The organism is Gammaproteobacteria bacterium, assembly GCA_013001575.1.
Classification (GTDB): Bacteria; Pseudomonadota; Gammaproteobacteria; order Steroidobacterales; family JABDMI01; genus JABDMI01.
The window spans coordinates 1-19,896 of record JABDMI010000129.1; the positions used below are offsets into that span (position 1 = coordinate 1).

A 19,896-nucleotide genomic window follows, 5' to 3' on the forward strand; every position below is an offset into this window, starting at 1 on the left:
TGGGAATTGAGTTTTTCATCCACAAAATCTTGCTTCATTTTTTCATACAAAATGCGTTCGTGAGCGGCGTGCATGTCCACCATCACCAGGCCCTTTTCATTTTGAGCCAAAATATAAATGCCGTGCAACTGGGCGATTGCGTGGCCCAAAACTCCCGGTGCGACTCTAGGAGTGACTCCGGGGCTGGCCCCGGCGGTCAGATCCGAAGCACTGTGTGCTTGCGGAGTTATGGCAGAATCAAAGGAAGAACCCGCATGCCCACTACCACCACCATGATACAAATGCATGGCATCTTGCACGCTTAAGCCAGGTGTCGCAGGATTCTGCGCATAACTGTGTACAGGCGAACTCTCCGAAGTAATTCCAAGCGATGCTGCATCGGTGGGCATAAAACGAGTGTCTTGTTGACCGGGTGTGGTCTGGGCAAGCGCTTGTTCCACACTGTGACGTAAAAAGTCATGGATGCGTCGAGAGTCACGAAAACGCACTTCATGTTTGGCCGGATGGGCGTTCACATCAACCGCGGATGGCGGCATGCTTAAATACAAGACGTACGCCGGATGACGTCCGTGAAACATGACATCGCGATAACCCAATTTAACCGCGTGGGAAAACAGTTTGTCTTGCACTGTGCGGGTATTGACAAAACCAAACTGCAAATCCCTCTGGCTGCGAGAAAATGCCGGTAAGGCCAACCAACCCTGTAATCGCAGGTCGGCGGAATCGTGCTCGATCCAGATCGCATGCTGAATAAACTTCGGACCAAGCAAGCGCGCCAAACGTTGTTCTTGTGATGAGCGATCATTGGCGACAGACAGATCAAAAATTGTTTTGCCGTTATGGATCAAACGCCAGGCCACATTAAAATGCGACAAAGCAAGACGTTTGACCATTTTTTCAATATGCATGAATTCAGTTGTGTCCTGACGCAAGAATTTTCGCCGTGCGGGTACATTAAAAAATAGATCCTGAACGCGTACAGTGGTACCCGTCGGGTGCACACAGGGTTTAGGACCGGACAACACGCCCTGATCAACCCGGACCTCGTAGGCGTCTTCACGATCGAGTGCTTTTGATTGCAAAGTCAGTGCCGAGACCGACGCCACACTGGGCAAGGCCTCACCACGAAAGCCTTTGCTCATGACCCGACTTAGATCGTCCAGGCTGCGTATTTTGCTGGTGGCATGACGCGACAAGGCCAACGTCAGTTGATCTTCGGGAATACCCACCCCATTATCACGTATTTCGATCAGGCGTTTTCCGCCCGCCTCAATATTGATCACGATCTCGCTGGCCTGAGCATCCAGGCTGTTTTCCACCAGCTCTTTAACCACCGAGAACGGTCGCTCGACCACTTCACCGGCAGCAATCTGATTGACCAGGTGTTCGGGGAGCTCACGTATCACAGGGTTTGGGGTGGCAGCAGATTTCATTGCCATGCTTTCAGACTTCATTGAATACGGTTAATTGATGATTATGGACTTAATTATATTTCGCAAGCATACCGATTCCGCCCCGGACAAACCAGAAAATTAATAAACCAGTAATTTAACTGCCCGGATAGCGGGCAAGATTGATTTATCGGTGCTCAGATAACAGGTATACGCAAAACCTGCCCGACACGCACCTGATCCCTTTTGAGGTTATTTATACTTCGTATGGCGCGTAAACGGATGTTGTAACGGGCCGAGACACTCGAAAGGGTTTCGCCTCGCTTGATCACATGTTTAATGGTCTTGATCTGCGATTGCGCTGGTTTAGTAGACACTTGCGCGACTCTTGTCCGCGCTTCAGGGGGCTTAGAGGTCTTCTGATTCTTCACATTAGTTGCTGGCACCGTCTTGGTACTGGCTACCCGCAAGGGTTGTGCGCTGCTTTGCTTTTGAGCAAACAAAGTGTTGGGCGGCGGGTTATTGGTAAAGTAACCGCGCACACCTTTGAACACGGCTGTCGCGATCTTGTCTTGATGATGCGGGTTTTTCAATTTACGTTCTTCGTCCGGGTTGGATATGTACGCCGTTTCGACCAATATGGATGGCACATCCGGTGACTTCAGCACTGCAAAATTTGCGTATTGCACACTTTGTTTGCGTATCCGACCAATGTCGGCAAGTTCCTGTAAAACATTTTTGCCCAATGAAGTGCTCGCCGCTATGGTCGCATTTTGCGACAGATCAAGCAGTACCGATGCCAACACATCGTCTTTGTCATTCAGGCTGACACCACCAACCAGATCAGAACTATTCACTTTATTCGCTAACCAGCGGGCCGCCGCACTGCTCGCGCCACGTTGCGACAATACGTACACCGAAGATCCGCTAACTGTAGCGTCTTTAAATGAATCAGCATGAATCGAGATAAACAAATCAGCGTCTTTACGACGTGCGCGTTGCATACGCTCGCGGTATTGAATTTTTTGATCACTGTCGCGCACTAATACTGCTTGCATGCCTTCAGCGGCATCAATCTTGGCGGCCAGACGCTTGGCAATTTGCAGTACGACATGTTTTTCCTGGGTGCCGTGTTTACCGATCGAGCCCGGATCTCGCCCACCATGGCCTGCATCAATGGCAATGACCAGATCACGCATACCGGGTGCGGATGTTTTGACCGGTGCAACTAGCTGGTTGTGACTCTGGTTATGAAACAGATCAATGACCAGACGGTCCTGTTTGTTGCCATGCGCAGGAATCATAAAACTTTTGACTTTAACACTGGATTTCAAGTCGGCGACCAGACGCAGACTATCCTTTTGTTGACCCGAACGGATGCGTGAAATGACCCCGGAGCCATTCGGTAAACTGAATCCTTTAGGCAAACTGGCCTTGCTCAGATCAATAACCACACGCTCCGGAGCTTGCAAAGAAATAATTTGATGCACAACGGGTGATTCGAGATCAATGACCAAGCGGGTGTGATCCGAAGCGGGGGCAAGGCGTAATCCTTGTACCTGTGCCGCAAATAATGGCGTAAAGCCGACTGCGACCAAAACCAGGATTCCACACTGAATGCAGACACGTAAAATAGCGAGAAATGGATGCTCGTGTTTGAACTTGGCGGATTCTCGAGACATGATCTTATGTTGTGCTCTTGTTGTGCGCAGTCTTATTGATGGATTGTTAATTATTTTCAATGATTTTAATAAGATATGCAATATTTCTAAACTCTAATCGAAAGCCTGAATATAGAATTAACATCTAACTAACTGTTTTTAAACATTTTTAACACTGGATCATTCACAAACTCCGTGGATTGTAGAATGAGTTGTCTTCCCTTATCTCTATGATTTAATTGAATTTTTATATGAGCCTTGGCTAAATAGCCTTTTGCTTTGTCCGGCCACTCAACCAAGATCAAGTTATATATCTGTAGCAAATCTCGACCGCCGATGTATTCCAACTCCTCGGGTTCCTGCAATCGATACAGATCCAGATGCGCGATTTTCAGACATTCAGACTTATTTTCAGCCGAATTAAGTGGCACAGAATACGGTTCCAGCAAGGTATAAGTTGGGCTTTTGATCGCGCCTGTGACACCAAGCGCACGTAGTGTTGCACGCACCAAGGTGGTTTTACCTGCTCCCAGGTCACCTTCCAGAGTAATCAGTACACATTTGTTTGCTGGGGTTTTGAAATTTGCTCGCAAAGCCGCTGCCAAGGTATTGCCAAAAGCAACTGTGGCTTGCTCATCCTTTAAATGAATTTCGGCGTGCATGATTGTGAATTCAGCGTAACGCTGTGACGATCAGCCTGAATTTACCAGGGTACGCAAATGCATCAAAAGATCACTGGCGATCATGCCGCGTTCACCATCCTGAGCTGCCAAGTCACCTGCCGAAGCGTGCAGCCAAACGCCTAACTTAGTCGCTTCTAGCTGAGGTATGCCTTGCGCGATCAGACTTCCAATCACTCCGCTTAACACATCGCCCATACCGGCCGTGGCCATGCCCGGATTGCCTTCAGCACAGACCGTGGGCACATCATTTGCCGTGGTAATTAAACTGTTGGCCCCTTTCAAAACCACAACCCCACCATACTTTTCCTGCAAGGTGTGCGCACTGTGAAGACGATCTTGCTGGATATTCTGAGTGCTTTTGTTAAGCATGCGTGCAGCTTCGCCGGGGTGTGGCGTTAACACCCATTGTTGTGAGTGATGCGGTTCCTTGGCCAAGAGGTTCAATGCATCGGCATCCACCACCAAAGGTTTATTTGCCTGTAAAACCGTGCTTAAAACTTCTTGCGCCCAGGTATCTTGGCCCAGGCCCGGCCCAACAATAATGACCGCAGCGCGTTCAAATAAAGGTTCGATCTCAGACGCATGATGAATCGGATGCACCATCAATTCGGCTTGTGCGCTGCGTATGGCAGTGACCGATTCCGGATGCGCGGCAACACTGACCAGGCCTGCGCCGGTGCGCAACGCGGCAAGACCAGCCAACACCGTGGCCCCGGAAAATCCGCTGTTTCCACCAACCACCAGAACATAGCCGGCATCGCCCTTGTGGAAGGTACGTTTGCGTGAATGCAAATAGTGCGTTTGCTCCTCACCATTTTCCTGACGCATAACGGGCGCCGAGATCGCCTCGAATAATCGCTGGGGAATACCCAGATCATCACAACTAAGACGGCCTACGCAATTTGGCCCATCATTCAGAAAAAAACCGGTTTTGTTGGCAATAAACGAGACCGTGAAATCAGCATTGACCGCATAGCCAAGGATTTCTCCGGTGTCGGGATGAATGCCACTGGGGGTGTCCAAAGCCAGAACAATAACATCCGAATGATTAATGAAATCAATCCAGGCGGCCAAGGTACCGCTGACCGCTCTTTCGATACCGGTTCCAAGCATCGCATCCACGATCAGATCGTAATTTTCAAGCTCTATCTGATGCGGCATTAACTCATGCACTTCACCGCCCGACCCGATAAATGCCTGATAGGCCTGCAGGGCTGCACCTGTCCATTCAATGTCTTTTTCGGTAACCACGACCGTCACATCACGTCCAACTTCACGCCAGCGTCGCGCAAAGACCAGGCCGTCGCCGCCGTTGTTTCCCTTGCCAACCAAAACCAGGCAACGCGTTTTGTCATTTTTACGTTGCGCTATCCAGTGAAATGCAGCATTGGCGGCGCGTTGCATTAATTCGTACGCAGACACCTCCATTTCCTGCATGGCCATTGTTTCGAGCGTTTTAATCTGCTCACGAAAATAAATTGGAGGATGAGTCTGCTGCATGAGCCTATTATACTGTGCACATTCTTTAAGTCACGAACTTAGGTTTTGCAAATACTCCGTGTCACAGTCAATATCACAACAGGAATTATCCAATCTCGCCGGCAAAATTAAAGTCTGGGGGGGCGAGCTGGGTTTTCAACAATTGGGCATCAGTGACACCGATCTTTCGGCTATTGAAAATAATTACACCCGGTGGACAGAGGCGGGCATGCATGGCGATATGGACTACATGCACAAACACGGGAGCAAGCGCTTGCGTCCGGATGAATTGATTGCCGGTACCAAGCGGGTAATTTCTGTGCGCATGGATCATTTACCTCACAACGAACAAGCGGCAATTGATCTGCTTGATGATGGCAAGACGGCTTATGTTTCCAGATATGCGCTAGGACGGGACTATCACAAGGTCTTGCGCAAGCGCTTGCAAAAATTAGCCAAAAAAATACAATCTGAAATCGGTGATTTCGGATATCGGGTTTTTGTCGACAGTGCCCCGGTTATGGAAAAACCACTGGCACAAAAAGCCGGACTTGGCTGGCAAGGTAAACATACCAACTTGATCAATAAGAATTCCGGGTCGTGGTTCTTTTTAGGTGAGCTTTACACTGACCTGCCCTTGCCGATAGATGAACCCGCACAGGATCACTGTGGCTCCTGTACGGCGTGTTTAGATGTGTGCCCGACCAATGCCATCATCGGGCCTTATCAACTGGATGCACGAAAATGCATCTCGTATCTGACCATTGAACACAAGGGTTCGATCCCGATTGAATTCCGTAAAGCCATTGGAAATCGGATTTATGGATGTGATGACTGTCAATTGTTTTGCCCCTGGAATAAATTCGCTCAAATAAGCCGTGAAGCAGACTTTATGCCACGTCATGATCTCGATAACTCTACGCTGGTTGAATTATTTAACTGGAGTGAGGAAACTTTTTTACAAAAGACCGAAGGCTCTGCAATTAGACGCATTGGCTATGAACGCTGGCTAAGAAATTTAGCCATCGGGCTGGGTAATGCCAATAAAACTGAAGAAGTTATTATTGCTTTGCAAAACAGAGTGAATCATCCATCCGAGATTATCAAGGAAAGTGTCAACTGGGCTTTGAATAATCTATTAAGCACAATCAGCGAGAACAGCACTAACACTAATTCTATATTATAATCCGAAAAAAGCATGCTTACTTATAACACAATCACTACGACCTCTCCAGAGAATATTCAATATGAAAATTGATACCAAATCTATAATTTATATATTTTGCTCAGTCTTTCTGATCGCTTGCGCTGGCACGCCCGCAGACACCAGCAACCTAAACATCGAAACGGATAAAACCGAATACTCCAATCAAGCTTACAAAGAAGTGAATGCACAGGAAAAACCAGAGCAAGCAAAAGAAAAATTAATTTGCACTACCGAAGTTAAAACAGGCACGCGCTTCTCTAAACGCGTATGCCGCACACGTAAAGAACTTGACGAAATGCAAGAACAAGCAAGAGAACAACAACGTGGTACGCGGCCCGGACACAGTGACTCACAAAGACCGGCCGGATTTTGAATCAATTATTACAATTTACAGCACTTTATAATTCAGTAAAATAGCTCCTCATTGGGGCTTTTTTACTTTTTGACATGCAGCAACGACCAAACAATAAACTTATCAACATCGGCCATCGCGGTGCCATGGGCCATGCCCCGGAAAATACCCTGGCCTCCATTCAACAAGCCGTTGAGCTGAATGTAGACATCATTGAACTTGATGTTTACTGCATTGATGGAGAACTCATCCTGATACATGATGATCGACTTGAGCGCACCACTAATGGAGAGGGCTATGTATGGAATCACAGTTTTGAAGAATTAAGAAAACTGGATGCAGGTGGCGGACAACAAATCCCAACACTGCAAGAAGCGTATGAGATCATTCCAGATAACATTCGGATCAATATCGAGATCAAGGGCCGAACGGCTACCCGACCGGTTATAGAATTCATTCAAAAACACGCCGTAACTAAAAAAGAAAAACAGCGTTTTTTGGTCTCGTCTTTCATTCATCAAGAAATAAAGCTGGCCAAAAAACTGGACAAAGACATCCCAACCGGTGCCCTGTGTTGTGCTGAACCGGTAAAACTTGCTAAATTTGCACATAAACTCAAGGCGAGCACAGTAAATCCGTCTATAGAATTTGTGACAAAAGAATTTGTTACCGATGCCCATGATCGCGGCTTACAGGTGTTTGCTTATACCGTGAACCATCCAGAAGATATTCAGCGCATGCATGAGATGGGGGTGGACGGTGTGTTCTCAAATTACCCGGAACGGGTAAATAAGTACAATGAAAGCATCACTGTTTGGTTATAGTATATAGATTCGAATGGCCTACTCGTGGGCTCGCACATTAAACCTGGAGAATGATATGACAGTTGAATTAACTTATCTGACTTATGTAGCCGTGTTTACGGCATTGATGTGGTTACCGTATATTCTAAATTTGATTATGGTACGTGGTATGAAAGATGCGGTTGGCTATCCGGAAAATCCCAAACCACTGGCTGCCTGGGCACAACGCCTGAAAGCCGCGCATTACAATGCCGTAGAGAATTTGGTGGTGTTCGCCGCTCTGGTAGTGATCGCTCATCTGGCAGGAATCACCAACGAATGCACGGTATGGGCGGTGAAGATCTATTTGTGTGCACGGGTTATACACGCCATAGTATATTCTGCAGGAATACCCTGGTTAAGAACCTTAAGTTTTGCCGCAGGTTGGCTTGCAATGCTGTCCATTGCCTGGCAAATACTGTGTGCATAAATTAAATCTAATCAAATAAAACCACATAGTTCTTGGCTGTGTGGTTTTTAATTTTGACAATTCCACAACTATTTAATCCTTAGTATCAGGACCACGTATGCTTAATCTACCCAAATCTGAATTCACTGTACCATTTGATGGTTCATTTAAATTATCAGAAATGCCTAACAAACCCGGAGAGGTACACACCAAACGTTTTTATAAAAAACGTCTGTCCAAACTGGTCGATGAGATGAGCGAATTACAACGAATACTATACGCACATGACAGACATTCCTTGCTGTTGGTGTTTCAGGCCATGGATGCTGCCGGTAAAGACAGCACCATTCGAGCTGTGATGTCAGGTGTGGATCCATCTGGCTGTCAGGTTTTTTCATTCAAAAGACCATCCAATCTGGAACTCGATCACGATTTTTTATGGCGTTCGGCAAAACGCTTGCCCGAGCGTGGGCGTATCGGGATTTTTAACCGCAGTTATTACGAAGAAGTACTGGTGGTGCGTGTACACCCTGAGATCCTTGGCTACCAGCGCATTCCCGAGCTGCCCGAAGATCTTGACACCGTATTCAACCAGCGTTTCGAATCTATTCGTGATCATGAAAAACATTTGGCGCGTAACGGAACGGTGATTGTGAAATTTTTCCTGAACGTGTCACGCGAAGAACAGCGGCAACGCTTTTTAAGTCGTTTGGACACACCCGAGAAGAAATGGAAATTTGAATTAGGTGACATTAAAGAAAGAAAATTCTGGGACACCTACATGCAATGCTATGAAGATGCCTTGAACGAAACGTCGCGGGAATATGCGCCCTGGCATTGCATCCCGGCCGATAACAAACCCTTTATGCGCATGAAAGTGGCCGAGATTTTGGTCGACACCCTTAAAACCATGAAACTCGCATATCCGGAGGTAGACCCGAAAGAACGCGCAGCGTTTGCCGAGACCAAAGAACACCTGTTGCAAGACTTTTAATTGATAATTTCTAAAAAAATAAATTTAGGGTTCATTCGAATTAGGATTCCGCTTTTTTCAATTCCAACACCCTTTTCCAGGCCGTGATACGTTCCCGATAAGCCTCAACTTGTGGTGGACTGCCAAAAGCCTGCATGACTTTCTCGATACTCACCGGTTTTTTATTGTGCACGAACACTCCCCGGATCATGGCTTTGGCGCATAAGCCTTTTTTGCCATAAAAATCCTGTGCCATATACACGTATTTCTCATCCCAGCCGGCGAGTTTGCTGCGTACTTCAAATTTTTCCAGTGGCGAGATGTCTTTAATGTATGTGATCTCCTGTGAAACCGCCATCGGCATCCATTTCTTTTTGATAAACACATCCTTGAACACGCCCATGTGAAAGTAGCGCCAAAAGCGTGCGTAATCCATGTAGGTAAAATAACGTGAATTGGTCATATGCCAGTTTGGGTCACAATCCCAGGGCTTAACTCGAAAACTCACGCAACATTCGGCACTGGCGCTAATGTTGTCTTTAATGAAAATGCTTTTTAGCCAAAAACGGATTAACTGGTACATGGTATTTTTACCGGATGGCTAGCTGGGTTTTGTTATTTACTACCGGTAACAAGCCAATGAACTCTCCAAACACAGCCTTGGCCAATTGCATAGAGCGCGGTAGATATTTTTTTGTGGCCAGCTTTTCTTCATCTACAGTGTGATATTTACCGCACATCAGCAGATCCTGTTTGTGCATGTCCAGACTCAACCAGCGATTGATCACAGGCTCGATAACTTCGAGATGAAACTGAAAACCGTAAACTTTGTCACGATAACGAAATGCCTGATTTTCCACGAGTTCGGATGAGACCAGATTAATGGCATCGTCAGGTGTGTCGTAGGTACGGCCATGCCACTGAAAGATCATTTCCTGTTTATAAAAATGATTCAACAAGGGATCGTGCTGCCCATGCGAATTAACCTGTAAGGGATACCAACCCACTTCGAGACACCCGGCTGGATAAACGTTTGCTCCCAATGCGTGCGCAATAAGTTGGGCGCCCAGACAAATGCCCAGGATCGGAATGTCTTTTTTCAAGGCTTGTTGAATTACCGCCACTTCAGTACGTAAATGCGGGTATTGGTCCATTTCGTCCACATTCATTGGACCACCAAGCACGATCAAGGCATCGTATTTGTCGATGGATGGGCAGGCTTCTGCCTCGCGATAAAAATTCACATAACGCAAGCGGTGTTTGGCGGCCCGCAACATTGGATCAAGAATTCCGAGCGGTTCGTGGGCAACGTGTTGAAAAACGAGAATCTTAGCCATGTTCAAAAATTACAATATCTTTTGATCGTTGCGCTAAGTTGTAAATAATTACTCATGTAGTGCACAGGCTTTTGAATTGTTCTAATGACATTAAACCGTAACAACCAGATTATCGATCAAGCGTGCTTTGCCCAAATGTGCAGCTGTTATAACTACAAAAGACTTGGTGTCCGGATTGGGTTTTTGCAAATCGAGTGCTTTGCGAATTTCAAAATAACTGGGCTTGAATCCGGTATCAGTCAAGGTTTTCCTTGCCGCCTTTTCCAGTGCAGAAAAATCTCTTTCACCTAACTTAAGCTTGTCACCAACTGCAGTTAAGGTAGCGTACAACAAAGGTGCGATCTTTAATTCTTCTTTAGATAAATACTGATTACGTGAGCTCATGGCCAAACCACCTGATTCACGGTTTGTTGGCGCGCCGACAATTTCTACCGGCATACACAGATCCAGCACCATGCGCCGGATTATCATTAATTGTTGATAATCTTTTTGACCAAATATCGCCACATCCGGCTGCACTGCATTCAGTAACTTACTCACTACGGTTGCCATGCCCACGAAATGCCCGGGTCGATCCTTGCCACACAAGATATCCGAAATACCGGGTACATCAATCGTGGTGGCTAACTCTTTACCGAGTGGATACATTTCTTCCACGCTGGGCAAGAACAGCAATTCACAACCATTGGCCGTCAGTTTTTTGACGTCGGCATCCGGGGTGCGCGGGTATTGATCGTAATCTTCGAATGGACCAAATTGCAAAGGATTGACAAAAATTGAAGCTACTACCTTATCGGCAATCTCATTGGCCTTGGCTAATAGGGTCATGTGTCCCGCATGCAGATTTCCCATAGTTGGAACAAAAGCAACGCGTAAGCCCTGGGATTTCCACTTGCGAACCTGTTCGCGTACCGCCTTGATGGTATTGACTGTTTTCAAAAGTATTCTTTTTCCGGTTTAAATAAAATTCAACCAGGTAAGCCAATTAACTGAAGCAGTGTTCAGCCGCGGGATACGCCCCGCTTTTTACTTCACTCACGTAACTTTTAATGGCTTCCAGGTTATTTGAGGATCCTTGCATGTAATTTTTGGCAAAACGAGGTTTCCGGCCAAAGGTCACATCCAGAATATCGTACAAGACCAGAATTTGCCCGTTACAATCAGGACCGGCACCTATCCCAATGGTTGGCACACTCAGAGCCTCGGTCACAGCCTTGCCTAATGCAGAGGGCACGCATTCCAGTAATACAATATCGGCACCGGCGTCTTCGAGTTGTTTGGCTTCTTTAATCATTTGTTCGGCCGCTTGTTGCTCGCGCCCTTGCACTTTAAAACCACCCATTTTATGCACATATTGCGGGGTTAAGCCAATGTGCGCACATACGGGCACACCGCGCTCGGCCAGGTATTCAACTGTGGGCACCTGTAATTCACCGCCTTCTAGCTTGACCATATGCGCCAGGCCTTCCTGCATCAGACGCGTCGCGTTTTGTAAAGCTATGTGCTTATCGGCATAACTCATAAAGGGCATGTCCACCAATAGAAACGCCCGTTGCAGACCGGCTTTCACCGCCTGGGTGTGATAAATGATCTGGTCGACGGTAACCGGAACTGTGGTGGCGTGTCCGTTGATGACCATACCCAAGGAGTCACCAACTAGTACGAGGTCAGTGCCACCCTCGTCCACCAAAGCGGCAAAACTGGCATCGTATGCGGTCAGACAGGCAATCTTTTCGCCAGCCTGTTTCATTTTTTTCAAACTGGAAATCGTGACCGGCTTTTTATCGTCACTCTTGCGTTGTAAATGGGTGTAGGTGGTTAAATTGCTCATAATGAATAGATTCTGCGGTTTATAGTTACTGCATTATTCCATGATAGGCGCCGGATTGAAATAATGCCGGCCATGTTTAGTAAAACGGATCTTGTCGAGCAAAATGGCGTAATCCTGTTCATTTTCAATCGGATTGATACGACTGGTGTTTACCACCAGTAAGGGTGAACGATCGTAATTGTGGAAAAAATTGGTGTAAGCATTGGACAAACGCTCAAGATACTCTTTGCGCATGTCCTGTTCATAATTGATCCCGCGTTTTTCCACTCGCTTCAATAATACCTCGGCAGGCGCCTGTAAATACACTACCAGATCAGGAACTGGCGCATCCAGTGATAATTGTTGATAGATCTGCTCATATAACCAGTATTCATCGTCTTCCAGATTCAGGCGCGCAAACAGTCGATCCTTGTCGAGTAAAAAATCCGAGATACGCACCGGACTGAACATATCGGATTGACGCATGTATTGCATTTGCTTGGCACGTTGAAATAAAAAGAATAACTGCGTTGGCAAAGCCGCACCGCGCGGGTCTTTATAGAATCGCTCCAGAAAAGGGTTAGCCTCGGCCTTTTCCATGACCATATCCGCTGAAAAACTTTGCGCCAGTTTGTGCGCCAAACTCGACTTGCCCACTCCGATCGGACCTTCAATGACTATGTAACGCGGACTGTTGTGCATAAAAATACTTGGACTAGGTTAATTCTAAATTTTTTGTAATTTTGTAGCGGGTAGCTTATCCAGCAAATTCACAACCCGCCCAAGACCTGGAATCAATAAAGCGGGGGCAATCTCTGCCAATGGCACTAGCACAAAATTTCGATTGGCAATTTCCGGATGCGGCAAGCGCAAATGTGCATTATCTGAAGTCTGGTCAGCATACACAAGCAGGTCGAGATCCAATGTTCTCGGTCCCCAGTGTTGGATGCGTTCACGGCCTTGCGCTGTTTCAATTTTGTGCAAATGTTCAAGCAATTTTTCCGCAGTCAGGGTGGTCAATAGCGCCGCTACCGCATTTACAAAATCATCCTGCTGAACCTCACCGTGCGGCTCACTGACATACAGTGAAGAAACTGCCTGTAAATTTATGTGTGAAGCACTACGTAAAGAGGACAAAGCCGTGCGAATTTGCTGCATCGGATCATCCAAGTTACTGCCGAGCCCAACGTAGGCTGGATACCAGTGTGCGCTCATGAGGCTGAAGGTTTTTTCCTGGGGCGACGACGCCGTTTACGTTTGCCGGATTTTTTACCACCAGAACGCGACTTGTACGCCAGATCTTCCTGAGCATCCCGGTCCAGTGTTTGGATATTTGTCCACCACTCTGCGACTTCCGGTTTTTCCAGGCCGAATTGTACGCGTAATAACATCAAGTCATAGCCTGCACGAAAACGCGGTTGCTGCATCAGCCAGAAAACCCGTCGGCCATGCATGTACTGGAAGCGCGCCTGCATGATCACTACATTCTGGGCCGGAATCCCAATACGACGTGGCACACTGATCACGGACTGTTGCGCGGAAAAAATCTCCAGCGCGGCTTGCGTCCAGGCATTGATGGCGGTGGCACCGGATTGCAGGTATTTGCCCGCAAGTTTTTCAATAGGCGCCCACAACATGATGGCGAAAAAGAACACCGGACTGACATTTTTACCAATCGCAACCCGTTCATCGGTATTCAGCATGGCTTGCTTAATCACATCATGAGCATGTAAGTGATTACTGACAACCAGTGGATTGGTTGCCGGGAATAAATGCTCAAACAGGTCATACTCACGCAAATCCTTGTACACAGCCGCCCCGTGACCTTTAATAAACATTTTCAATACTTCGTCAAACAAACGCGCTGCCGGAATGTTTCCAAGCAAGTGCCCATGAGTGTGCAAGGGTTTTTTTGTATTGGTTTCAAGCTCAAAACCCAATTTGGATTTAAACCTGACGGCTCGCAATAGCCGCACCGGGTCTTCCTGGTAGCGGGTTAAAGGATCACCCATTAAGCTCAGACGTTTATTTCTGATATCACTCAGGGCATCACAAAAATCCAGGATCTCTTTATTTGTGCTGTCGTAATACAAAGCATTTACCGTAAAATCCCTACGCCACACATCATCTTCCAAACTCCCGTAAACATTGTCGCGTAACAATCTGCCACTGGCATCGGCTTGCTGATGCTTGTTACTGTCGTGCAAAGACGGGGCGCGAAACGTGGTGACTTCGATCAGTTCATCACGCATGTATACATGCACAATACGAAAACGGCGACCAATGATGCGTGAGCGGCGAAACACGCGTTTGATCTGCTCGGGGGTCGCATTGGTGGCCACGTCAAAATCTTTAGGGTGTAGGCCCAATAATAGATCGCGTACCGCCCCGCCAACGATGTAAGCTTCATAACCCGCCTCAACCAGGCTGTCTGCAACCTTGACTGCATTACGTGAAAAATCACGCGCTTTCAGCCCAAGTTTATCCAATGGATAACGACGCTGTGTATTTTCGGAATTCTGCTTAGTCACAGAATATCTGATCCGGGTAAGGTTTTTTGCATGGTTGCAAGCATAAGCCATTGTAACCGTTTTTTGCCTTGGCTTTAACATAGCAAAAAATACTGAATGGTTTAATATGCAGCCTTACAAAGTAATTCTATTAAATCACTGTGAATTCCAGCTATACAGAACTTCGTTTAGAAAAATCACAACCTTCATTATTCAGACGGCTGGCGGCGATCGTTTATGACCTGATCTTGTTAATCGCCCTGTTGTTTGTATTTGCAGGGCTTTGGATCAGCATCACTCCAAGTGACAGTGCGCTGCGTTTGTGGGGTTTGCGTGTTATTTATATTGCCTTACCTATGATTTTTTATATGTATTTCTGGACCAGCAAAGGACAAACTCTGGGCATGACCACCTGGCGATTAAAACTTCGTAGCATTGATGGAAAAACTCCTAATCTTAAACAGCAATTTATCCGCTTGGTGGTTGCGGCCATTTCTGCACTTTGTCTGGGATTAGGGTATTTATGGATGCTGGTGGATAAAAACAATCTCACCTGGCACGATCGCATCAGTGGAACATGGCTTGAGCAATTGCCCAAACCGGAAAAAAAATAATTCTATTTTTGAATATTATCAGCGGGTTCGCAGTAGCGCGACAAAGGTGACCAAACCTAACAGGAAAGTTGGTAGCCAGGCACTCAGAAAAGCATTCAAACCATACACCTCTCCAGTGCCAACCAACATTTTGTTGGCCGTCATATAGCTGATGCCGATAAATACACCCATGAACAGTCGCACACCGGTATTACCGGTACGCAGCGAACCAAACACAAAGGGTAAAGCCAGTAAACTCATTAACACGATTGAGGTGCTGGTTGCGATACGCGACCAAAAAGCCACTTCGTAACGCTGGGTTTCCAGGCCGTTAGCTCGCAGAAATCGGGTGTAATCGTAAAGATTCTTACTACTTAAATGCTCAGGCTCAACGGAAAAGAGTTGCAAGGTCTGCGGCTCGAGATTCACATTCCAGCTGGATTTTTCCCGTTGTGATGTTGCTACTGATTCCGGATTAAACTCCGACTCAAGTACTTCACTGAGTTGCCATTCTTGATTATTGTATTCACCCTGTTTGGCTCGGGTGATCGAAATTAGCGAATGATTCCTGTCAAAATGGAACTGGTTTATCTGACCGACTGAAGTGGGGTCACGCCATTGAGAAATATTTACAATGCTGTCACCATCCTTGAACCATACGCCTTGTTCACCGGCTAATAAAAAGTTGCGATTTAATTTTAAACTGCGTTCCTGTTTGGCATAAGCTTCGGCTTGAGGCGCGACAAATTCACTGACTGCGGTTGCTGCCGTCATCAGGATCACCCCGACAATCCCTACGGAAATAGCCAAACGACCAATTGACACGCCGGCTGAACGCATTGCGATAAGCTCCGAGCGCGATGCCAAGGCACCCAGACCCAATAGACTGCCAATCAAGGTTGCGGCTGGGAACATATCAATGGCAACCTGTGGCAAGGTCATAAACACATATCCCAGGGCGTCGAGCATGGTGTAATTACCCGAACCGGCTTTTTCAGCCTCGCCCAAGAAACCAATAAACGCAGCCAAGCCAACCAGTACAAACAAGACCAGTAAAACCGCGATCAATTGGGTTTTCAAGACATAGCGGTCAATAATCTTCATACCGCCACCTTGTTCGCCGGTTGACCAAAGAATAATCCTCGCAGACCATAATGTCGCAGAAGAAAAATCGCTGTTATGAACACAATAATCGCGTGCACCCACCACATGCCCAAGGCAGGAGATATATCGCCTTTCACCACCCAGGCCTTACTTAAGGCCATCAGATTTGCGTACACGATGTAAAGCAATATTGCGATGGCGACTTTCCCGAAACGTCCTTGCCGAGGATTGGTTTTACTCAATGGCAAAGCTAACAATGCCAGTAAAAATGCCGAGACCGGGATCGACCAACGCCATTGCATTTCTGCAATGTACTCCAGGCTTGTGCGCGTTCGAATCTCACGTGAGGGCAATTCCCCTGGTCCCGGTTCGGCACCTTTATTGACCGAAACCTGAAACGGAATACCGTGTTCATAAAAATGCACGACTTCATAGTCGCTACTTCCCGGAATTCCGAAATAGCGTACCCCGTCTTGCAGAATGAAAAGTTTTTGACCGCTTTCATCCGCGCTTTTCTGATAGCCGCGTTCGGCAGTGACCAGTTGTTGAGGAGCTTGTGATTCCTTGCTCGAACTTTGATTATTTTGTTGTAAGAAAATATCCGTCAATTGCCCTTCCGGGTTTTTTGCATCGGCATAAAACACGATCCGGCCGGAATCCGCAGTTAAAAATTTACCCGGCTCCAGATTTCCCAATTGCGCTTCAGCTAAAGCGGTGTTGCGGACTTGCAGTGTTTGACGTGCAGCCCAGGGTGAGGCTTCCATCGAGAGCCAGAACAAAGTCAGGCAAAGTAGACCGGCAAACACAAGTATTGGTCGATACAACTGCCAGGGCCCGACTCCGCATGCACGCATGGCCGACATTTCACTGTCTTGATACATGCGCCCAAGGCCCAACAAAACCGCCAAAAACAAGCCGATTGGGATCAAGATCAATAAGTAGTAGATACTCGCGTACCCGAGTAAAGAAAAAATTGCCTCCTTGGGTAAACTACCGGCGGCGATCTCGCCCAGAAAGCGCGAGAATTTGTTACTTAACAGAATCACCAGCAAGACCCCGGTTACTCCAATCCAGGTCCAGAAAATCTCACGCAGGATATAACGGTCTAAAAGTCGAAACAAACGGGTATTCCAAGTGCCAAAAGCAACAGTTTACGCTATAGTTGTCGTTTAGTGTATCGACCAGGACAATGGTTCATTTCCAGCGCTTTGATTTGTAGAACAAGCCTCTGGTTAAAACCAGAAATCATTGTGATTGTTATTTCACCAATCGATATCAATTTCTGATTACGCATAGCTCGGGAGTAATGCATGCAATACAAAATTAGCACACGACAAGTCACGCAACTCGATGGGGATTGCACCCTACTCGCTATTTTTTCTGACGCCGAAAACGGTCTCGCGATTGCAGGCAAAGCCGCCAGCGCCTACGACAAAGAATTGGGCGGGCAGTTGGAAGATCTGATTGCACAAGGCGACCTCAAAGGCACCATCGGTGAAACTTGCCTGGTACCCATGTTTACCGAAGATGCACCACAACGTCTGATGTTGGTGGGCTGTGGCAAAAAAAGCGAATTCAAAGAAAAGCAACTGCGCAATGCCACCGCAGCTGCGGTAAAGGCCGCCAAAAAAACCCGCTCTAAACATATCGTCAATGCACTAACCGCAGAAACGGTACGTGGCGCCAAGGCCTACAATCTGGCACGCGCGAGTGTGGAAGAATGTGAAACCGCCTTGTATCACTACACCACTACCTTGTCGAAAAAAGACCAGGGCGCGCATCATCTTGTTCAAATGACGTTGCTTGTGAGCAATGCCAAATCGGCCAGTGATGCCCGCAAGGGCGCCAAACACGGCGCGGCAATCGGAAACGGCGTGAACTTTGCCAAGGAATTGGGCAACTTACCCGGTAATTACTGTACTCCCAGCTATCTTGAACAAACCGCCAAAGCCATGGCCAAAGACAGCAGCAAACTGAGTGTGAAAGTATTACAAGAAAAAGATATGGAAAAACTTGGCATGGGCGCCCTGCTATCAGTATCACGCGGTAGCCGTGAACCGGCCAAGATGATTATTTTCACCTATAACGGTGGCAATAAAAGCCAAAAGCCGCATGTTTTGGTCGGCAAAGGACTGACCTTTGATGCTGGTGGTATTTCCCTGAAGCCTCCGGGCAAAATGGATGAAATGAAATACGATATGTGCGGTGGCGCCAGCGTTTTTGGCACCATCAAAGCGGCTGTAGAAATGAATCTCAAGCTCAACATTATTGGTATTGTGCCGGCCTCCGAGAATTTGCCGGATGGTGCAGCCAATAAACCCGGCGATGTGGTCACCAACATGGAAGGCATCACTATTGAGATCTTGAATACAGATGCTGAAGGACGCTTGATCTTGTGTGACGCCCTGAGTTACGCCAAACGCTTTGAACCGGAAACCATAATTGACATGGCAACCCTGACCGGGGCCTGTGTGATCGCCCTGGGTGCCCACCACTCGGCCTTGTTATCCAAGGACGACAAACTCGCGGCAGCTCTACTCAAAGCCGGTGACAGCGCATGTGACAAAGCCTGGCGCTTGCCTCTCAGCCCCGAATACCATGAGCAACTGAAAACCAACTTTGCCGACGTTGCCAATGTCGGTGGTCGCCCGGCCGGCAGTATCACAGCGGCCAGCTTTTTGTCCATGTTTACCGAAGGCATGCGTTGGGCACATCTCGACATCGCAGGTTCGGCGTGGAAAGACGGCGCGGCTAAAGGAGCAACCGGTCGACCGGTACCGCTGCTTTGTCAGTACTTGTTAGACCTCAAAAAGTAAATAGTAAACAGTTATGACGCAGGTTGATTTTTACATTATTCCGGAAAACCAACCGCGTTCCAAGGATGTGGTCACCTGCCGTCTGACTGAAAAAGCCTTACAACAAGGCTTTCGGGTTTTGATTCTTGGGCAAGATCAAAAGCAATTGCAAGCATTGGATGAAAAGCTCTGGACTTATAAAGAACAAAGTTTTATACCGCACGAGATCGAACCAGAAAACGCAATTACTTCCGAGCATTGTCACGTGGTTCTAAGCGAAAACAGCAATGCCTACACTGAGGCCAATTTACTTATAAACCTGTCGGGAAAAATTCCGGAGGGTTATGCACGTTTTGAACGGATTGCCGAAATCGTACCTGGCAAGCAACAGGATCGTCAGCAAAGTCGTGTGCGGTATAAACAATATCGCGAGCAATCCTGTACGCTGAATACTCATGAACTCTGAATACAAGGAATTTTACTACCCGCATGGCACCGCGCAAAAAAAACAATAAAAAAAAGAAATCCCGTAATGGCAACAAGAAAAAGGATTTCACTAAAACGGTTGAGATCCCGGTACTGACTCGCAAAGTCAAAAATGCTGAAATGATCAAGGCAGCAGCACAAGCCGAACTCAGAGAAAAAGTCACGGCTGCGGTCAATGACCTGGTGCCCGATCTGATTGATAATTTAGTGAGCCAATTGCAAAACGATACCGAGTCAAGCGAGTAAACGCTTGATTATTCAGCA

The 19,896-nt window shown here is 47.1% G+C and carries 22 protein-coding genes; 9 read left to right on the top strand and 13 right to left on the bottom strand.

Going from position 1 to position 19,896, the window contains the following annotated elements:
• From mutL to HKN88_10540, 4 genes are all read right to left on the bottom strand, one after another.
• Positions 1 to 536 (bottom strand): DNA mismatch repair protein MutL (gene mutL / locus HKN88_10525; protein ID NNC98490.1); only part of this gene is annotated, 536 nt, incomplete at its 3' end.
• A 1,052-nt stretch (positions 537 to 1,588) separates the two neighbouring features.
• A complete protein-coding gene (locus HKN88_10530; protein NNC98491.1) occupies positions 1,589 to 3,073 on the bottom strand; it encodes an AMIN domain-containing protein in 1,485 nt (494 codons plus the stop codon).
• Positions 3,074 to 3,201: 128 nt separating this feature from the next.
• Complete coding sequence (tsaE, locus tag HKN88_10535) at positions 3,202 to 3,714, bottom strand: tRNA (adenosine(37)-N6)-threonylcarbamoyltransferase complex ATPase subunit type 1 TsaE (GenBank protein NNC98492.1); 513 nt, start codon at positions 3,712 to 3,714, stop codon at positions 3,202 to 3,204.
• Positions 3,715 to 3,744: 30 nt separating this feature from the next.
• A complete protein-coding gene (locus HKN88_10540) occupies positions 3,745 to 5,235 on the bottom strand; it encodes an NAD(P)H-hydrate dehydratase (GenBank protein ID NNC98493.1) in 1,491 nt (496 codons plus the stop codon).
• On the opposite strand from HKN88_10540, the gene queG reads away from it, so the two are divergent.
• From queG to HKN88_10565, 5 genes are all read left to right on the top strand, one after another.
• Positions 5,234 to 6,400 carry a tRNA epoxyqueuosine(34) reductase QueG gene (gene queG, locus HKN88_10545; GenBank protein NNC98494.1) on the top strand — a complete coding sequence of 389 codons (1,167 nt, stop codon included), beginning with the start codon at positions 5,234 to 5,236 and terminating at the stop codon, positions 6,398 to 6,400. The two genes, HKN88_10540 and queG, sit on opposite strands and share 2 nt — an antisense overlap.
• Before the next feature lie 61 nt (positions 6,401 to 6,461).
• Positions 6,462 to 6,794, top strand: a complete 333-nt coding sequence (locus tag HKN88_10550) for a hypothetical protein (protein NNC98495.1) — start codon at positions 6,462 to 6,464, stop codon at positions 6,792 to 6,794.
• A 74-nt stretch (positions 6,795 to 6,868) separates the two neighbouring features.
• The gene (locus tag HKN88_10555; protein ID NNC98496.1) at positions 6,869 to 7,597 is read left to right on the top strand and encodes a glycerophosphodiester phosphodiesterase; all 729 of its coding nucleotides are present in this window, start codon (positions 6,869 to 6,871) and stop codon (positions 7,595 to 7,597) included.
• Positions 7,598 to 7,652: 55 nt separating this feature from the next.
• Positions 7,653 to 8,045 (top strand): MAPEG family protein, encoded by a 393-nt coding sequence (locus tag HKN88_10560; GenBank protein ID NNC98497.1) that lies wholly within the window; start codon positions 7,653 to 7,655, stop codon positions 8,043 to 8,045.
• Positions 8,046 to 8,142: 97 nt separating this feature from the next.
• Complete coding sequence (locus HKN88_10565; GenBank protein NNC98498.1) at positions 8,143 to 9,018, top strand: polyphosphate kinase 2 family protein; 876 nt, start codon at positions 8,143 to 8,145, stop codon at positions 9,016 to 9,018.
• 40 nt (positions 9,019 to 9,058) lie between these two features.
• Here HKN88_10565 and HKN88_10570 read toward each other — a convergent pair whose 3' ends face one another.
• The 7 genes from HKN88_10570 to pcnB all read right to left on the bottom strand — a co-directional run bounded on the left by HKN88_10570 (position 9,059) and on the right by pcnB (position 14,675).
• Positions 9,059 to 9,580, bottom strand: a complete 522-nt coding sequence (locus HKN88_10570; protein NNC98499.1) for a thioesterase family protein — start codon at positions 9,578 to 9,580, stop codon at positions 9,059 to 9,061.
• A gap of 7 nt (positions 9,581 to 9,587) precedes the next feature.
• Positions 9,588 to 10,334, bottom strand: a complete 747-nt coding sequence (locus HKN88_10575; GenBank protein ID NNC98500.1) for a C26 family cysteine hydrolase domain-containing family — start codon at positions 10,332 to 10,334, stop codon at positions 9,588 to 9,590.
• A 90-nt stretch (positions 10,335 to 10,424) separates the two neighbouring features.
• The gene (locus tag HKN88_10580) at positions 10,425 to 11,273 is read right to left on the bottom strand and encodes a pantoate--beta-alanine ligase (protein NNC98501.1); all 849 of its coding nucleotides are present in this window, start codon (positions 11,271 to 11,273) and stop codon (positions 10,425 to 10,427) included.
• A gap of 46 nt (positions 11,274 to 11,319) precedes the next feature.
• Positions 11,320 to 12,165, bottom strand: a complete 846-nt coding sequence (gene panB / locus HKN88_10585) for a 3-methyl-2-oxobutanoate hydroxymethyltransferase (protein NNC98502.1) — start codon at positions 12,163 to 12,165, stop codon at positions 11,320 to 11,322.
• Between the two features lie 33 nt (positions 12,166 to 12,198).
• Complete coding sequence (locus HKN88_10590) at positions 12,199 to 12,846, bottom strand: deoxynucleoside kinase (GenBank protein ID NNC98503.1); 648 nt, start codon at positions 12,844 to 12,846, stop codon at positions 12,199 to 12,201.
• A gap of 24 nt (positions 12,847 to 12,870) precedes the next feature.
• Complete coding sequence (gene folK, locus HKN88_10595) at positions 12,871 to 13,359, bottom strand: 2-amino-4-hydroxy-6-hydroxymethyldihydropteridine diphosphokinase (protein NNC98504.1); 489 nt, start codon at positions 13,357 to 13,359, stop codon at positions 12,871 to 12,873.
• Positions 13,356 to 14,675: a polynucleotide adenylyltransferase PcnB gene (gene pcnB, locus HKN88_10600; GenBank protein ID NNC98505.1), complete on the bottom strand. Its 1,320-nt coding sequence runs from the start codon at positions 14,673 to 14,675 to the stop codon at positions 13,356 to 13,358. The genes folK and pcnB overlap by 4 nt, the downstream gene beginning before the upstream one ends.
• Before the next feature lie 140 nt (positions 14,676 to 14,815).
• Here pcnB and HKN88_10605 point away from each other — a divergent pair, with 140 nt between their 5' ends.
• Positions 14,816 to 15,268, top strand: a complete 453-nt coding sequence (locus HKN88_10605; GenBank protein NNC98506.1) for an RDD family protein — start codon at positions 14,816 to 14,818, stop codon at positions 15,266 to 15,268.
• An 18-nt stretch (positions 15,269 to 15,286) separates the two neighbouring features.
• On the opposite strand, the gene lptG is transcribed toward HKN88_10605, so the two are convergent.
• Entirely contained in the window at positions 15,287 to 16,351 is a 1,065-nt protein-coding gene (gene lptG, locus HKN88_10610) for an LPS export ABC transporter permease LptG (GenBank protein ID NNC98507.1), read from the bottom strand.
• Positions 16,348 to 17,472 carry an LPS export ABC transporter permease LptF gene (gene lptF / locus HKN88_10615; protein ID NNC98508.1) on the bottom strand — a complete coding sequence of 375 codons (1,125 nt, stop codon included), beginning with the start codon at positions 17,470 to 17,472 and terminating at the stop codon, positions 16,348 to 16,350. Before lptF ends, lptG begins: the two co-directional genes overlap by 4 nt.
• 189 nt (positions 17,473 to 17,661) lie before the next feature.
• Here lptF and HKN88_10620 point away from each other — a divergent pair, with 189 nt between their 5' ends.
• Genes HKN88_10620 through HKN88_10630 form a run of 3 tightly spaced genes read left to right on the top strand, consistent with a single transcriptional unit; the run spans position 17,662 to position 19,878 of the window.
• Positions 17,662 to 19,167: a leucyl aminopeptidase gene (locus tag HKN88_10620; protein NNC98509.1), complete on the top strand. Its 1,506-nt coding sequence runs from the start codon at positions 17,662 to 17,664 to the stop codon at positions 19,165 to 19,167.
• A 13-nt stretch (positions 19,168 to 19,180) separates the two neighbouring features.
• The gene (locus tag HKN88_10625; protein NNC98510.1) at positions 19,181 to 19,612 is read left to right on the top strand and encodes a DNA polymerase III subunit chi; all 432 of its coding nucleotides are present in this window, start codon (positions 19,181 to 19,183) and stop codon (positions 19,610 to 19,612) included.
• A 23-nt stretch (positions 19,613 to 19,635) separates the two neighbouring features.
• Entirely contained in the window at positions 19,636 to 19,878 is a 243-nt protein-coding gene (locus tag HKN88_10630; protein NNC98511.1) for a hypothetical protein, read from the top strand.
• The last annotated feature ends 18 nt before the right edge of the window (positions 19,879 to 19,896 follow it).

What these genes read in the sequence shown, in the direction of transcription:
- HKN88_10530 (NNC98491.1), bottom strand. Translation starts at nt 3,073, where the DNA reads ATGTCTCGAGAATCCGCCAAGTTCAAACACGAGCATCCATTTCTCGCT.
- tsaE (NNC98492.1), bottom strand. Translation starts at nt 3,714, where the DNA reads ATGCACGCCGAAATTCATTTAAAGGATGAGCAAGCCACAGTTGCTTTT.
- queG (NNC98494.1), top strand. Translation starts at nt 5,234, where the DNA reads ATGAGCCTATTATACTGTGCACATTCTTTAAGTCACGAACTTAGGTTT.
- HKN88_10540 (NNC98493.1), bottom strand. Translation starts at nt 5,235, where the DNA reads ATGCAGCAGACTCATCCTCCAATTTATTTTCGTGAGCAGATTAAAACG.
- HKN88_10550 (NNC98495.1), top strand. Translation starts at nt 6,462, where the DNA reads ATGAAAATTGATACCAAATCTATAATTTATATATTTTGCTCAGTCTTT.
- HKN88_10555 (NNC98496.1), top strand. Translation starts at nt 6,869, where the DNA reads ATGCAGCAACGACCAAACAATAAACTTATCAACATCGGCCATCGCGGT.
- HKN88_10560 (NNC98497.1), top strand. Translation starts at nt 7,653, where the DNA reads ATGACAGTTGAATTAACTTATCTGACTTATGTAGCCGTGTTTACGGCA.
- HKN88_10565 (NNC98498.1), top strand. Translation starts at nt 8,143, where the DNA reads ATGCTTAATCTACCCAAATCTGAATTCACTGTACCATTTGATGGTTCA.
- HKN88_10570 (NNC98499.1), bottom strand. Translation starts at nt 9,580, where the DNA reads ATGTACCAGTTAATCCGTTTTTGGCTAAAAAGCATTTTCATTAAAGAC.
- HKN88_10575 (NNC98500.1), bottom strand. Translation starts at nt 10,334, where the DNA reads ATGGCTAAGATTCTCGTTTTTCAACACGTTGCCCACGAACCGCTCGGA.
- panB (NNC98502.1), bottom strand. Translation starts at nt 12,165, where the DNA reads ATGAGCAATTTAACCACCTACACCCATTTACAACGCAAGAGTGACGAT.
- HKN88_10590 (NNC98503.1), bottom strand. Translation starts at nt 12,846, where the DNA reads ATGCACAACAGTCCGCGTTACATAGTCATTGAAGGTCCGATCGGAGTG.
- folK (NNC98504.1), bottom strand. Translation starts at nt 13,359, where the DNA reads ATGAGCGCACACTGGTATCCAGCCTACGTTGGGCTCGGCAGTAACTTG.
- lptG (NNC98507.1), bottom strand. Translation starts at nt 16,351, where the DNA reads ATGAAGATTATTGACCGCTATGTCTTGAAAACCCAATTGATCGCGGTT.
- HKN88_10620 (NNC98509.1), top strand. Translation starts at nt 17,662, where the DNA reads ATGCAATACAAAATTAGCACACGACAAGTCACGCAACTCGATGGGGAT.
- HKN88_10625 (NNC98510.1), top strand. Translation starts at nt 19,181, where the DNA reads ATGACGCAGGTTGATTTTTACATTATTCCGGAAAACCAACCGCGTTCC.
- HKN88_10630 (NNC98511.1), top strand. Translation starts at nt 19,636, where the DNA reads ATGGCACCGCGCAAAAAAAACAATAAAAAAAAGAAATCCCGTAATGGC.